The organism is Microcoleus vaginatus HSN003, from assembly GCF_022701255.1.
In the GTDB taxonomy this organism is placed as follows: Bacteria; Cyanobacteriota; Cyanobacteriia; order Cyanobacteriales; family Microcoleaceae; genus Microcoleus; species Microcoleus vaginatus_B.
The window spans coordinates 4,117,193-4,131,044 of sequence record NZ_CP031705.1; the positions used below are offsets into that span (position 1 = coordinate 4,117,193).

A 13,852-nucleotide genomic window follows, 5' to 3' on the forward strand; every position below is an offset into this window, starting at 1 on the left:
CCCACATTCGGCATCTTCAAGGGTCACAATCGGTTTTTACTTATTCTTATCCAGCAATAAAACTCTAAAAATTATACTGAAATACCGTATATTAACGGATAAAGAACTTTTTAAAGGCATACTTTATTACTTTAAAGATAGAGTTTTCTGCGTAATTATGCTGTGTGACACCGCAAGGTGCAACATCTCACTTAAATAGTCCTGGACGCAGGTACTACGATTTTGTGTCAGAAGAGAACGTAGTGAAGGAATCTCAAACCCTTGATTTAACGCGCTTGAGTGCATAAGTTCTGTTAAAAATAGAGTTGTCTCCGTAATTATGCTGTGTGACACCCCAGGATGCGAAATTGGGGTTCTCGCGATCTGTGTACTGGCAGAAGTACGATCGCACCTGTGCCCCTGCATCTAAAAATTCTGGCCTGAGTCAATTTGGGGCTGAGGCTGGAAGTGCAGCCACCCCAAATTCAGTCGAAAGCTGAAGGCATCCGGGTTCAATGCGATAAAAATGCCACCAACAGGCAATAAACTTGAAAAATACTGTAAAAAAGTCAAGAATCGGAAGCATACTTCAGATTTTTGATATCGGGCAAAGCAAGGTAGAAATCGATGAGCTTAAGAGAACGCATTGACGAAGAAATCAAAGCAGCCATGAAGTCTAAGGACAAAGTTCGCTTGGAAACAGTTCGTGGCATCAAGAAATTTATTCTCGAAAAAGAAGTCAGCCTCCGTCCTGCCGGCCAAGACACGCTGACAGAAGCTCAAGAAATGGAAATTTTGATGCAAATAGCCAAACAGCGCCGGGATTCGATCGAACAATACCGCAAAGGCGGCCGCGAAGATTTAGTGGCACAAGAGGAGGCGGAGTTGGCAATTGTTGAAGAGTATTTGCCGCCGCAGATGTCAGACGAAGAGGTGAGTCAAGTCGTTGACGAAGTGATTGCTTCGGTTGGCGCTACTTCTGCAAAAGATATGGGCAAGGTGATGGGCAAGGCAATGCAGCAGCTTAAGGGCAAAGCAGACGGTAACAGAATTCAAGACATGGTGAAAGCAAAGCTTAGTCAGTAGTCAGTAGTCAGTAGACATCTCCCATAAATAATCTCCAGCTTTATAGAGATGTATGGCCTAGACCGAGGGGCAACAATTTATTAGGCCTAAGGCCAAAAAACCCGGTTTCTACGAAAAATCGTGCATTTCTCCCTTGAGATATTGACGCCGAAACCGGGTTTTTGATCGGATCTGCGGGTTGCAACCTCTGTATTTTCGTGAAAAAACCCGGTTTCTGACCATCATTGCGTCTAAGAATGTCAAAAAAATGTAAAATACTAACTTTGATCGGGACTGGGGACTACAGATAGTGAAGTATGCTCAAGAGCATTAAAGACATAGCATTACTAACTCTGTGATCGATCGTCTATTTTTTAACAGTTTCTACTTAAACTTATGCAGCCACCTATTGCTATTGGAACTCTCCTACAAAACCGCTACCGCTTGGTGAATATTTTAGGTCAAGGGGGATTTGGCCGGACTTATTTAGTAGAAGATTTGGGGCGGTTTCAAGAACGCTGCGCGCTGAAGGAATTGATTCCGGTGCAAAGCGGGCCTTACGTTTTGGAAAAATCGAAGGAATTGTTTCAAAGAGAGGCGGCAATACTTTACCAAATTGGGCACCCACAAATTCCCCAGTTTCGGGCAATATTTGAAGAGAACCAGCGTTTGTTTTTAGTGCAGGATTACGTGGAAGGGATGACTTACCGCGAACTGCTGCTCGATCGAACTTCAAATGGTCGCACCTTCACCGAAGCCGAAGTCTTGGTATTTATCCGGCAAATGCTGCCGATACTCGCTCACATCCACGCCCGCGGCATCATCCACCGCGACATCTCCCCAGAAAATATAATTCGGCGCGAAAACGACCAAATGCCGGTGCTGATTGACTTTGGAGTGGTGAAGGAACTCGCCACCAAAGTCCAGTCTCCCGAAGGAACAGCCCACGCGACAACTGTCGGTAAAATCGGCTACGCGCCGATGGAACAGTTGCACAGCGGGCGAGCAACTGCCAGCAGCGACCTCTACGCTTTAGCCGTAACGGCGATCGTCCTGCTGACAGGCAAAGAACCCCAGGAATTGCTCGATCAAACAACGCTGCAGTGGAATTGGCAGCAGCGAGTGCAGGTGAGTACGGGTTTGGCTTTGGTGCTGAATCGGATGTTGAATCGGTCTCCGGGCGATCGATATCAATCTGTCAGCGAAGTCGCCCAAGCACTCGACGCCCAAACTAATCCTAAGCCTAGCCAGCCAACTGTACCGCCCGCGCCGCCAGCAGTGGTGCCGACAAACCCTTCGCTAATCGCAACGGTGGCCGTGGGCAGGCCGCCAGAGCCAGCCGCCCGGAGTTCCCCCCCGCCAAACCGGCCAGTCGCCCCGAGTTCCCCCCCGCCAAACCAGCCAGACCCGTTAAGTGAGCCTGCTGGCGACACTTTTTGGGACAATCCCATCGCTGCGATCGCTCTGCTGGCGGGCTTAGTCATCTTGACTGGCTTCGGTTCCTGGGCTTTAGTCGGCTCATTTCTCAACAATTCGCGGCCAAAACCCACTCCGACGCCGCCAGCACTTACAAATCCGACGCCGACACTAACTCCGATACCAAACCCGCTACCTTTGCCAACCCCAACCCAGCAACCTTTGGCAACCCCAACCCCAGAACCTTTGCCAGAACCAACCCTAGAACCTTTGCCAGAACCAACCCCAGAAGCTTTGCCAGAACTCAGCCCAGAACCTTTGCCAGAACCAACCCCAGAACCTTTGCCGGAACCCAGCCCAGAACCTTTGTCGGAACCCAGCCCAGAACCAAGCCCAGCGCCAACTCCGACCCCAAAACCGACACCCGCGCCTACTCCCGCGCCCAAACCGACGCCCGCACCCAAACCAACACCCGCGCCGTCGCCAACACCAGCACCAACTCCCGCACCAACACCAGCACCATCGCCGGAACCGGAACCAACTCCCGCACCGTCACCGGAACCGGAACCAACTCCCGCACCGTCACCGGAACCGGAACCAACTCCCGCGCCGTCGCCGGAACCGGAACCAACTCCCTTACCGTCACCGGAACCGGAACCAACTCCCGCGCCGTCGCCGGAACTCTAAACTTCTGGCAAAATTCCCCTAGACTGATGTTGATGCCAATTACTTGTTAGCTATTTGCCAATGAACTCGCTGCTAATTGCTGGAACTGATACCGACGCGGGCAAAACTGTTTTGACCAGCGCTCTGGCTGCTTATTGGCAAATGTATTTTCCCGATCGCAGTTTGGGAATTATGAAACTCTTGCAAACGGGAATGGGCGATCGCGAACTCTACACCCGTTTGTTTTCCCTCGACCAATCCCCCGAAGAACTCAATCCGGTGCACTTTGATGCGCCTCTAGCACCGCCGATTGCTGCGGAACGGGAGGGGAGACGTATCGAACTCGAAAAGGTCTGGACGGCTTGGCAAAGCCTCTCTGAGCGCAAGGATTTTGTGTTGGTGGAAGCTTTGGGAGGACTGGGATCGCCTGTAACGTGGGAACTGACGGTGGCGGATATTGCCAGGGATTGGCGGCTGAGGGGGGTTTTGGTAGTACCTGTGAGGTTGGGGGCGATCGGGCAAGCCGTGGCGAATGTTGCTCTCGCCAGACACACTGGTTTTAAGCTCAGAGGAATTGTGCTTAATTGTGTTAAAGCTTATTCCGAACAAGAAATTGCCGATTGGGCGCCCATAGATTTAATCCAGTCGCTGACTCAAATACCTGTGTTGGGTATTTTGCCGCATTTAGATGACCCGACTGACCTGGCTAAATTAGCTAAAGTTGCTTCAGATTTAGATTTGGAACGCTTATTGCCGGGGGTTAATCTAGTTGCTCAGACTTCTAAATAACCCTCGGAGTTGTCATCTGGGGAAGCGGTAATTGGGAATACGGAATGGCCATTTATTAACAAATCAACACATTCAAGTTGCACGTTAAATTTTAGCTTTCCTCTTGTGGGATGGGCGTCCCGCCCGTCTAATTCTGGGATGATTCCAAATTGTGGGATGATTCCGAACTGTGGGATGGGCGTCCCACCCGTCTAATTCTGGGATGATTGCTATAATTACTAATGAGAATTTATTAACTGATTCGAGCTAAAACCGAATTAAAAAAAAGGAGAATAAAACATGGTTTCTACTTTACCGAATTTAACCTCTGTCGATTTATCTCAATTGCGGCTGGAGATTAGAAATTTGCAGCCTCAGCTAGTCGAATGGCGTCGCCTTTTGCACCAAAAGCCGGAGTTGAGTTTTGATGAAAATTTGACGGCGCAGTTTGTCTCGCAAAAGTTGCAGGAATGGGGAATAGATCATGAAACTAATATTGCTAAAACTGGTATTGTCGCAACTATAGACAGCGGCAAACCGGGGCGGGTTTTGGCAATTCGCGCGGATATGGATGCTTTGCCCATTCAAGAAGAAAATGAGGTGGATTATCGATCGCAGCATGATGGAATTATGCACGCTTGCGGCCACGACGGCCACACTGCGATCGCCCTTGGTACTGTTTGTTATCTCGCAAAGCACAAACACAGCTTTTCGGGTAAGGTAAAATTTATCTTTCAGCCCGCCGAAGAAGGGCCAGGGGGCGCAAAACCGATGATTGAAGCGGGAGTTTTGAAGAATCCTGATGTTGATGCGATCGTCGGCTTGCATTTGTGGAACAATCTACCTTTGGGCACTGTAGGCGTCCGCAGCGGCGCGCTGATGGCGGCTGTCGAAGTTTTTGACTGCACGATTTTTGGCAAAGGTGGGCACGGCGCAATGCCACATCAGACTGTGGATGCGATCGTAGTTACAGCCCAAATTGTCAGCGCTTTGCAGGCAATTGTCGCGCGGAACATTGACCCGATCGACTCAGCGGTAGTAACTGTCGGCAACTTCCACGCAGGCCACACCCACAACGTGATTGCAGACACCGCTCAAATCGGTGGCACGGTGCGCTATTTCAACCCAGCATATCAAGGTTATTTTGCCAAGCGAATCGAGCAACTAATTGCCGGAATTTGTCAGAGTCACGGGGCAAATTACCAATTAGATTATTGTGCGCTTTATCCGCCAGTTATTAATGATTCAAGAATAGCTGAATTGGTGCGCGGCGTGGCCGAATCAGTTGTCGAAACTCCGGCGGGAATCGTGCCGGAATGTCAAACAATGGGCGGCGAGGATATGTCATTCTTTTTGCAAGAAGTCCCCGGTTGTTATTTCTTTTTGGGTTCAGCAAATCCCGAGAAAAACTTGGCTTACCCGCACCATCACCCGCGTTTTGATTTTGATGAAACTGCGCTGGGGATGGGTGTAGAAATGTTTGTGCGGTGTGTCGAAAATTTTTGTGCGATGTAAATCAGGCTTTCAGGGGCGGGCTAGAAGCCTACCCCACAAGAAAATTTAGTTTTTGTGGAACAAGCAAATTCATGTCTTGTGGAACAGGCATCTTGCCTGTTCATGAAAATGTACGGGCGGGCTAGAAGCCCACCCCACAAGAAAATTTAGTTTTTGTGGAACAAGCAAATTCCTGTCTTGTGGAACAGGCATCTTGCCTGTTCGTGAAAATGGTACGGGCGGGCTAGAAGCCCACCCCACAAGAAAATTTAGTTTTTGTGGAACAAGCAAATTCCTGTCTTGTGGAACAGGCATCTTGCCTGTTCATGAGAATGGTACGGGCAGGCAGGATGCCTACCCCACAAGAAAATTTAGTTCTTGTGGAACAAGCAAATTCATATCTTGTGGAACAGGCATCTTGCCTGTTCAGGAGAATGGTACAACATCTCAGATATTACCGAGTTTGAAAAATATTCTGCACCATTTTCTTATCTACACTCGCCGCCGCTTTATCCAATTCGGCAATCTCCCCGGAGTCTAACTCCCAGCCCAAAGCACCAATATTATCCCTCGCCTGTTCCACAGATTTAGCCCCTGGAATAGGAATAGTTTCTTTGCAGATAGACCAGTTGATTGCTACCTGCGAAACACTCTTGTTTCTGAAAGCCGCTATTTCTCGCAAACACTCCAAAAGCGATCGCATTCCCGGAAGTAGCTGCTTGCACGCCAAACCTCGGATACCTTTAGGAAGAGAGCCATTTTCCGAGTATTTACCAGTCAGCAACCCCAAGGCTAGAGGACTGTAAGCAATCAATTTTATCCCCAATTCATCGCAAACATCTTTCAATCCGAGTTCTGTTACCGGATAGGTAGAAAGTAGCGAATATTGCACTTGTAAAGTAACAATAGGAATTTGGCGATCGCTAAATTTCCGATGCACCCATTTCAGCCGTTTCGGCCCGTAATTAGACAAGCCCACTCCCTTAACCAATCCTTGCTCGTAAAGGTCAGCCAAACCATCCAAAAGAGCCCCCTCTTGCCAAGGAGCGTAATTAGCTGTAGACCAGTGCATTTGCACCAAATCTACATTTTTTCCGAGGCGCGCAGCAGAGGCTTTGCAAGCAGATATCATTGATTGTCGCGTCAGTCTCCAAGGATAAGCCGCCAGTTTTGTCGCAATACAAATATTGTCTTTATTTGCACCTTGATATTGTTGAGAAAACTGCCCCAAAAGCTGCTCGCTGCGTCCGTTTAATTTGCCAGTTCCGTAAGAGTCGCCGGTATCGAATAAAGTGACACCGTTACTAACAGAAAGATTGAAAACAGCTTGCAATTCCTCGTCCATGCTTTCATTGTATCCCCAGAGCAATCTGTTGCCCCAAGCCCAAGTGCCGCAGCCCATTTTTGGCAGTAACATTGTTTGCTTTGTTTGCATTTTTATTCAGGGTAGTTGTTGGTAATACGGATATTTTATAGGAACATAACTCGGTATCCCCTAGGCTCCAGCAGAGCTGTTTCATTCTGCCACGGGCCGCCAGGGACTCAAGTCCCTGTCTAATAGCATAAGTCGGTTAAAACTCACATCTTGCACCATTGTCAAGAACAGGCAAGATGCCTGTTCCACAAGAGATGAATTTTATTGTGGAACAGGCATCTTGCGTTAAAACTCACATCTTGCACCATTGTCAAGAACAGGCAAGATGCCTGTTCCCCAAGAGATGAATTTTATTGTGGAACAGGCATCTTGCCTGTTCCTAAACAAGTAATTGAGAATGGTGCAACATCTCAGTTAAAACCGACTCAAGTAGTAATCTCAATTTTGAAAATTAGAGTTACACATATATTCTGGGCTAACTCTATACAAAAACAGCTTTGATAGAATTGCTACAGTCGTCTTTAGACGACTTCAGCTATGAGACAGGGGTTTAAACCCCTGTCGGACTGTCGGACTAATGGCACACCTTACAAAATTACCAATGACTGATGACTCTTTAAATCTTGTACGTGGTTGGCGAGGGCGAAGGTGGGCTGTTTTTGGTAGGTTGCTCTGGCTTAGCTTTCGGGTCTGGTTTTGGTGCCGGCGACGGAGGGAAAGTAGCCGCGCGTCTGGGTATTTGTAGTGCTGTTCGGAATGCAGAAGACGGGAAGAAAGCACTAAATTGAGAAAGTCGATCGGCGGTGGGTTCTGGCGCATATTCCCACAAGCTTTCGTAGTAGAAGAAAGCGACGCCTAAGCCGTATCCTTGGACTGCTTGCACCTGAGATTTAATTTGCTGAATCGGTACTGGGTTATTTCTCAAACCTGTCATAATCCCAACTCCGGTGGGAATTTTTTGCTGTGCTTCTTGCATTTCGGGACGGTTAATCTTGCCCACAAAGGATTCTAGATTGGGACGATACACTTGCACTATTAGCTCGTCGGCAATATCCAAACGCACCCAAGCCAGCCAATCTTGCAGGTGATGTTTGTAAGCAAACTCGTAGTAATTGGGAGAAATTGAGAAAATGGCATTGGGTTTTACTGCTTTGACGGCTTGATTTAGCTGCGACATAAAAGCGGTAATTTTATTGGCGCGCCACTGCACCCATGCTGGATTTTGAAAATCTTTGGGCGGCGCTTTTTTTGTTTCTTTGGTATACAAAGCAACTGTGTAGTCATCGTATCCAAATTCCGACGGCAAACTCATGTGGTCGTCAAATTGAATGCCGTCGGCGTTATATTGAGTGGTGATTTCTAGTACGAGTTCGGTAATAAATTGTTGCACTTCGGGATGAAAGGGATTGAGCCAAACTACTTCGCCACCTGCGCCGTTTGATGTTTGGCTGCCGTCCTGTTTTTGTGTCAGCCACTCGGGATGATTTAAGGCTAATTCTGAGGTGGGAGGAGCCATGAAACCAAACTCAAACCAAGGAATTACTAGCAGGCCTTGGCGGTGAGCTTTATCAATTAAATCGGCGATCATATCTTGTCCGTCTAACCCTCTGTAAACAAAGGGTTGAATGTCTCTTTGCTGCGCTACATAGCTGGGATACATTGCATAGCCAGAATTCCAGACTACAGGATAAATAGTGTTGAAATTTAACCGCTTTAATTGGCTGACAGCATCTCCTAGTTTTCGGCTATCTCTGAGGATGTCTTTGTCGTTTGTCGTCATCCAAACGCCGCGAATTTCCTGGCGGGGTTGCTGCGCGATCGCCGGAATGGAGTTGTTCGTCAGCAATACTACAATGAATGACAGGGCAAACAGAAGCGGGAAAAGAGTTTTAATCGATCGCTGCCAACTGCGCGGAATGATGCGTAATGTCATAGTTTTGAATGGTGAGTTAGCTATTGAAACACACCCCGGCATAATTTGGTGAGAAAATTTGCTCGCTCTACAGTCTACAGCCATTTGCACTGAATGTGGAATAGGTTAAGTGCACTGGGTGGATTGATGTTATGCGATCGCAACTGAGCCCAGTATAATCTCTGAGACAGAGGGTAAGTGACAGCATTCTGTCTAACTGCTGGGAAATCATTCATTACGCACTGCAAGCTCTCCTTACCGGACTTTGTGGCCCAAGGAGTGCGAGTGCTGTACAATATTGGTGCTGGAACATTTCGAGCGAACATCTGTAATTGTGAAACATTTAGTGTTAATTGGCGGCGGTCACAGTCATGCTATCGTATTAAAAATGTTCGGTATCAAACCGCTGCCTGGAGTGCGTTTGACTCTGATTAGCGATGTCCTGCACGCGCCTTATTCGGGGATGCTGCCGGCGCACGTTGCCGGGTTTTACAATTATGATGAATGTCACATTGATTTGCGATCTCTCGCGGAATTTGCCAGGTGTCAAATAGTGGTCGATCGGGCGATCGCGATCGACTTTAACAAAAATTTAGTTATTTGTCAAACTCGCCCTCCGGTTAATTTTGATTTGCTTTCTGTGGATATCGGCAGCACTCCTGCGACTTTATCTGTACCGGGTGCCGCAGAATATGCAATTGCAGCTAAACCCGTACCGGAGTTTTTAGCTAGCTGGAATCAGTTAATTTCCGAAAGGCAAAACCATCCCCAAAAACCGCTGCGGATAGCGATTGTAGGCGGCGGTGCAGGCGGCGTAGAATTAGCATTAAATATGCAATCTCGATTGGGGAAGGAAGAGGGAAGAAGGAAGAGGGAAGAAGGAAGAGGGAAGAAGGAAGAGGGAAGAAGGAAGAGGGAAGAAAAATTAGAAAACTTATCATCAGAAATTCATTTGTTTCACAGCGGTGCTGAATTGATGCAGGGACACAATCAGCGGGTACGCCAACGCCTTCAAGAAATTCTCATCAGTCGCGGCATTCAATTGCATTTAAAGGAAAAAGTCTGTGCTGTAAAAAAGATTGAGAGAGAAACCAATCCTCAATTCCCTACCGATCACCAAATTTTCTGTAAATCAGGTTTAGAATTAGAGTGCGATCGCATTTTTTGGGTAACACAAGCATCCGCCGCCAATTGGATCAGAGAATCCGGTTTAGCAGCCGACTCAAACGGCTTTATCCAAGTCAACGATTGCCTGCAATCAGTCTCTCACCCCAACGTATTTGCGGCTGGAGATATCGCCGCGATGGTTAATCATCCCCGTCCCAAAGCAGGCGTGTTTGCCGTGCGTCAGGGCAAACCACTGTTTGAAAACTTGCAGCATTTTTTATTGGAAAAACCGCTGAAACCCTTTGCCCCGCAGGAACAATATTTAGGGTTAATTGGTACTGGGAATAAAAGGGCGATCGCATCTCGCGGTAATTTCATGTGGGAATCACGGTTGTTGTGGTATTGGAAAGATTGGATCGATCGCCAATTTATGCAAAAATTTAGTAATCTGCCAAAAACAGGTGATACCCAATAACAATACATTCAGAGCTAACAACCTTCTCTTCCTCTGTGTCAATAGCCCCAGCGGCGGTTAATTTTAAAAAGTATTATTCAAAAACCCTTTAAGATTGTTATAGTAATATTCAGAAGTAAAGAAAACTAACTATGTTCAGAAAAATTGGATTTGGGCTGCTTTGGATTGCATTTAGCACCTACGCCTTTGTATTTGCACCACCCAATAGCCCAGACACTATCACACTAATTACAGATCTTTCCACAGGGAAAATAGCAGACATCAACCCTTTAATTGTAGCCTTGTTCTACATCATGGGAGTTTGGCCGCTCATCTACAGTTGCGTCTTATTTGCTGACGGCAGGGGGCAGAAAATACCTGCATGGTTGTTTGCCACTTTATCCTTTGGCGTCGGCGCCTTTGCCTTGCTGCCTTATTTAGCCCTGCGCGAAGCGAATCCCGAATTTCCCGGTCATAAAAATATCTTTTTAAAGATATTAGACTCCCGTTTTACTGCCATTGTTCTAACATTAGGCGCTGCTGCTTTAGTTGCCTTTGGCTTGACAAAAGGCGATTGGTCTGATTTTATTGGGCAGTGGCAGACTAGCCGCTTTATCCATGTAATGAGTTTAGATTTTTGTATGCTTTGTCTGCTATTTCCTGCCTTATTAGGAGACGATATGGCGCGCCGAGGAATGCAGAACTCTAAAGCATTTTGGGCTGTAACATTAGTGCCGCTGTTCGGGCCGCTGGCTTATCTGTGCACGCGCCAACCGCTGCCGGAAACTACTACTGAAACTGTTACAAATTAGACAGCAGTGCAGGGAATGCTCAGTTTAATCTAGAAATCAATCACAAGTAATCAGACAAGAAACAGGCAAGATGCCTGTTTCACAATAAGTAAGTTTTATTTTATTGTGGGGTGGGGTTCTAGCCCGCCCAAAGAAACAGGCAAGATGCCTGTTCCACAATGAGTAAATATTCTTGTGGGGTGGGCTTCTAGCCCGCCCGCACCTTCCACAATTAATTATCTCCCGCCCTGTAGCAAATGAAAAAATTTCCTATCGTTGGCATCACAACATACAACCGCTGTCCCGCAGGCGAATATCGCTTAAATGGAACTTATATTGATGCAGTTCAGGCGGCTGGTGGCATTCCGATTTTACTGCCCCCCAATCAATTAGATCCGGCTAGTATTTTGGATGCAGTAGATGGTTTGATTTTTTCTGGGGGCGGAGATATCAACCCAGAACTTTATGGCGGTTATGTCGATCGCACAGTTTACTCGGTTAATGCAGAACGCGACAATTTTGAATTAAGCTTAGCAAAGCTAGCTTTGAAGGCTGACATACCTGTGTTGGGGATTTGTCGGGGAATGCAAATCCTGAACGTAGCCAGCGGTGGCAGTTTGGTGATTCATGTACCGGATGCTTACGGAGACGAGGTTAATCACGGATCGGGAATTCCCCCGCGTGCGATCGAGCATACCATTGAAATTGAGCCAACCAGTCGGCTAGCAAAAATTATGGGAAAAACTTCAACAACAGTTGTTTCCTGGCATCATCAAGCAGTGCGGAAGGTAACATCCGATTGGCGGATTGTAGCCGATGCACCTGATACTTTGGTTGAAGCAATGGAACACTGCTATCACCCTTGGATGATAGCAATTCAATGGCATCCGGAAATGTCGCCCAACTGTTCGTTCAACTCTCGAATTTTTAAGGCTTTTGTAGAAGCAGCAGCTTCAAGATTTATGAATTCTACCAAGTCTGCATCAAATGCAATTCCTACATTTTGATAGTCACTTATTCTTGATAGTCCGTATCTATTTCAATATCCAGGGTATCTTCATCTATTCTGACATACAGAACATTGGGGCGACAGCAAACCTGACAATCTTCGATATAAGATTGCTCCATACCACCGCTGATATCAACAAAAGTTGTACTCGGTTCGCCGCAGAAAGCACAGTAATATTCAGCCGTTGTTTGCATCTTTCTCGCACTCTCTTTTTGTGACTTCGTGGCGGTAGCGAAACATATCTGTTAACCGCATTTCCACCCACCAACCTAACAACAAATCGACAATCGGGCCGCCCGGTATCGAAAATGCGATCGCATCCGTCAATCTAGTCTTGCCATTTTCTGAGGTAAACTCGTGTCGGTGAATCCAACGTGCCATGGGCCCCTCAGTTTGTTCATCAACAAACAAGCGATATTGTTCGCACTCAGTGTGAGTCGCCACCCATTTTACAGGAATCGGCCCCAATAACAGGCGAAATTCCGATACAGCACCCACATCGAGTCCCCCTTCGCGGCGAATGATTTTCACCGGTTGCCAAGGCGGAGTCAAAAGTTGCAGAATATCCGGCCTTTCGTGAAAGTTCCAGACTGCTTCAACGGTGGCATTAATCAGCGACGAATATTTAAAATTAGGCATTTTTTGAATTTTGTTAAACACTTAATTGTGCGGGAATTTCAGCATTTGCAGTATTATCCTCTGTGTCAGTAAAAATAGCAACTGTTAGTTTCAATCCCAAAGCATTCAGCCAAGTTCCCAGATTATAAATCGCATCACTTCCTTGCTGCGACAGCAATTCATCCAGTTTTTTTAAGTGCAATTCATATTCTTCAGGAGTCATTTTTGGTTGACCTAGAGCTTCAGCTACATCGCTGAGAGCTCGTTTCAGCAATGCTTCGTCAGGTTCTTCGCCTTCATCTAATTCAAAATGAGTTTCAATATAAGTTGCTGCTAGTTCCGGCTTTTTTCTTAGAGATTCAATCAAAAATGGACGATAAGGTAGGCTTTTAGGCATTTTTGGGTTTTGGTAAACAGTTAATTCAGAGCGGCTTTCAGTCCTTTTTATGCTGTTTTCGGGCTCGCAAACAGTCACAGTAAGTTTGAACCCCAAAGCCTTCAGCCAAGTTCCCAGATTGTAAATCGCATCGCTACCGGCTTGTGACAGCAACTCATCGAGTTTTTCCTGATTAATTCTAGCCTGTTCTGGGGCTATCTGCTTTTTGCTAAGAGCTTCTGCTACATTGCTGAGTACCATTTTTAGCAGTTCCGCTTCGGGGTTTTCTTCTTCAAAAAAAGCCTCTAGATACATAGCAGAGTCTGTTGGGTTTTTGATAGACTGTATTAGAAAGGGATGGTAAGGTAAACTTTTAAGCATTGTCTTAACTCCTAGTTATACTCCAGAAAAGACACTGGCGAAAGATGGAAAAACTTAGCTAACTTTTGAATTTGACTCGCCGTCAGTTCCCGCTTTCCATCCATCATCTCAGATACCCAAGACTCGGATTCAAAAATATCAACCAAATCTTTTTCTTGAATATTGTCTTCAACCATCAATGCTTTCAGTAGTGCGATACCTTTCAAGACTGGCATTGGCTCATGTTTTTGTTCGTAATCATAAACAAGAGTACCCAACACGTTTAAGTAATCCCGATCGTCCTGCGTGAGATTGCTCTGACTCACAATAGAATCAATCCGATTTTGTGTAGCGATTAACTCAGCTTCACAAGTAATTGGACGCGGAGGAAAACTTGTGATTATTTCAATATAGTAGCTACTAGGAGTTTTTAAACTCGTCGTCATTTTTCCAGTTCTCCTT

Annotated in this window: 15 protein-coding genes; 8 read left to right on the forward strand and 7 right to left on the reverse strand. The window is 46.5% G+C overall.

Going from position 1 to position 13,852, the window contains the following annotated elements; genetic code table 11:
* The first annotated feature begins 606 nt into the window (after nucleotides 1-606).
* The 4 genes from D0A37_RS17890 to D0A37_RS17905 all read left to right on the forward strand — a co-directional run bounded on the left by D0A37_RS17890 (nucleotide 607) and on the right by D0A37_RS17905 (nucleotide 5,409).
* The gene (locus D0A37_RS17890) at nucleotides 607-1,065 is read left to right on the forward strand and encodes a GatB/YqeY domain-containing protein (protein WP_242716337.1); all 459 of its coding nucleotides are present in this window, start codon (nucleotides 607-609) and stop codon (nucleotides 1,063-1,065) included.
* Between the two features lie 375 nt (nucleotides 1,066-1,440).
* Complete coding sequence (locus tag D0A37_RS17895; protein WP_242716339.1) at nucleotides 1,441-3,147, forward strand: serine/threonine-protein kinase; 1,707 nt, start codon at nucleotides 1,441-1,443, stop codon at nucleotides 3,145-3,147.
* Nucleotides 3,148-3,207: 60 nt separating this feature from the next.
* A complete protein-coding gene (bioD, locus tag D0A37_RS17900; protein ID WP_242716341.1) occupies nucleotides 3,208-3,915 on the forward strand; it encodes a dethiobiotin synthase in 708 nt (235 codons plus the stop codon).
* Between the two features lie 279 nt (nucleotides 3,916-4,194).
* Entirely contained in the window at nucleotides 4,195-5,409 is a 1,215-nt protein-coding gene (locus D0A37_RS17905) for a M20 family metallopeptidase (RefSeq protein WP_242716343.1), read from the forward strand.
* 69 nt (nucleotides 5,410-5,478) lie between these two features.
* Here the strand turns inward: D0A37_RS17905 and D0A37_RS17910 are convergent, their stop codons facing one another.
* Nucleotides 5,479-5,703 carry a hypothetical protein gene (locus tag D0A37_RS17910; RefSeq protein WP_242716345.1) on the reverse strand — a complete coding sequence of 75 codons (225 nt, stop codon included), beginning with the start codon at nucleotides 5,701-5,703 and terminating at the stop codon, nucleotides 5,479-5,481.
* A gap of 139 nt (nucleotides 5,704-5,842) precedes the next feature.
* Complete coding sequence (locus D0A37_RS17915; RefSeq protein WP_242716347.1) at nucleotides 5,843-6,823, reverse strand: aldo/keto reductase; 981 nt, start codon at nucleotides 6,821-6,823, stop codon at nucleotides 5,843-5,845.
* A 309-nt stretch (nucleotides 6,824-7,132) separates the two neighbouring features.
* Here D0A37_RS17915 and D0A37_RS29105 point away from each other — a divergent pair, with 309 nt between their 5' ends.
* Complete coding sequence (locus D0A37_RS29105) at nucleotides 7,133-7,264, forward strand: hypothetical protein (RefSeq protein WP_278187083.1); 132 nt, start codon at nucleotides 7,133-7,135, stop codon at nucleotides 7,262-7,264.
* 115 nt (nucleotides 7,265-7,379) lie between these two features.
* On the opposite strand, the gene D0A37_RS17920 is transcribed toward D0A37_RS29105, so the two are convergent.
* Nucleotides 7,380-8,780, reverse strand: a complete 1,401-nt coding sequence (locus tag D0A37_RS17920) for a glycoside hydrolase family 10-like protein (protein ID WP_242716349.1) — start codon at nucleotides 8,778-8,780, stop codon at nucleotides 7,380-7,382.
* A gap of 229 nt (nucleotides 8,781-9,009) precedes the next feature.
* Between D0A37_RS17920 and D0A37_RS17925 the strand changes: the two genes are divergently transcribed.
* The 3 genes from D0A37_RS17925 to D0A37_RS17935 all read left to right on the forward strand — a co-directional run bounded on the left by D0A37_RS17925 (nucleotide 9,010) and on the right by D0A37_RS17935 (nucleotide 12,034).
* Complete coding sequence (locus D0A37_RS17925; protein ID WP_242716351.1) at nucleotides 9,010-10,257, forward strand: FAD-dependent oxidoreductase; 1,248 nt, start codon at nucleotides 9,010-9,012, stop codon at nucleotides 10,255-10,257.
* A 131-nt stretch (nucleotides 10,258-10,388) separates the two neighbouring features.
* Nucleotides 10,389-11,048, forward strand: coding sequence for a DUF2834 domain-containing protein (locus tag D0A37_RS17930; RefSeq protein WP_242716353.1), 660 nt, complete (start codon nucleotides 10,389-10,391; stop codon nucleotides 11,046-11,048).
* A gap of 236 nt (nucleotides 11,049-11,284) precedes the next feature.
* The gene (locus D0A37_RS17935) at nucleotides 11,285-12,034 is read left to right on the forward strand and encodes a gamma-glutamyl-gamma-aminobutyrate hydrolase family protein (protein WP_242716354.1); all 750 of its coding nucleotides are present in this window, start codon (nucleotides 11,285-11,287) and stop codon (nucleotides 12,032-12,034) included.
* Between the two features lie 7 nt (nucleotides 12,035-12,041).
* Here D0A37_RS17935 and D0A37_RS17940 read toward each other — a convergent pair whose 3' ends face one another.
* Genes D0A37_RS17940 through D0A37_RS17955 form a run of 4 tightly spaced genes read right to left on the reverse strand, consistent with a single transcriptional unit; the run spans nucleotide 12,042 to nucleotide 13,836 of the window.
* A complete protein-coding gene (locus tag D0A37_RS17940; RefSeq protein WP_006635525.1) occupies nucleotides 12,042-12,230 on the reverse strand; it encodes a CPXCG motif-containing cysteine-rich protein in 189 nt (62 codons plus the stop codon).
* The gene (locus D0A37_RS17945; protein WP_242716355.1) at nucleotides 12,214-12,675 is read right to left on the reverse strand and encodes an SRPBCC family protein; all 462 of its coding nucleotides are present in this window, start codon (nucleotides 12,673-12,675) and stop codon (nucleotides 12,214-12,216) included. Before D0A37_RS17945 ends, D0A37_RS17940 begins: the two co-directional genes overlap by 17 nt.
* Before the next feature lie 13 nt (nucleotides 12,676-12,688).
* Nucleotides 12,689-13,411: a helix-turn-helix domain-containing transcriptional regulator gene (locus D0A37_RS17950; RefSeq protein ID WP_242716356.1), complete on the reverse strand. Its 723-nt coding sequence runs from the start codon at nucleotides 13,409-13,411 to the stop codon at nucleotides 12,689-12,691.
* An 11-nt stretch (nucleotides 13,412-13,422) separates the two neighbouring features.
* Nucleotides 13,423-13,836 carry a helix-turn-helix domain-containing protein gene (locus D0A37_RS17955; RefSeq protein ID WP_242716357.1) on the reverse strand — a complete coding sequence of 138 codons (414 nt, stop codon included), beginning with the start codon at nucleotides 13,834-13,836 and terminating at the stop codon, nucleotides 13,423-13,425.
* Between the last annotated feature and the right edge of the window lie 16 nt (nucleotides 13,837-13,852).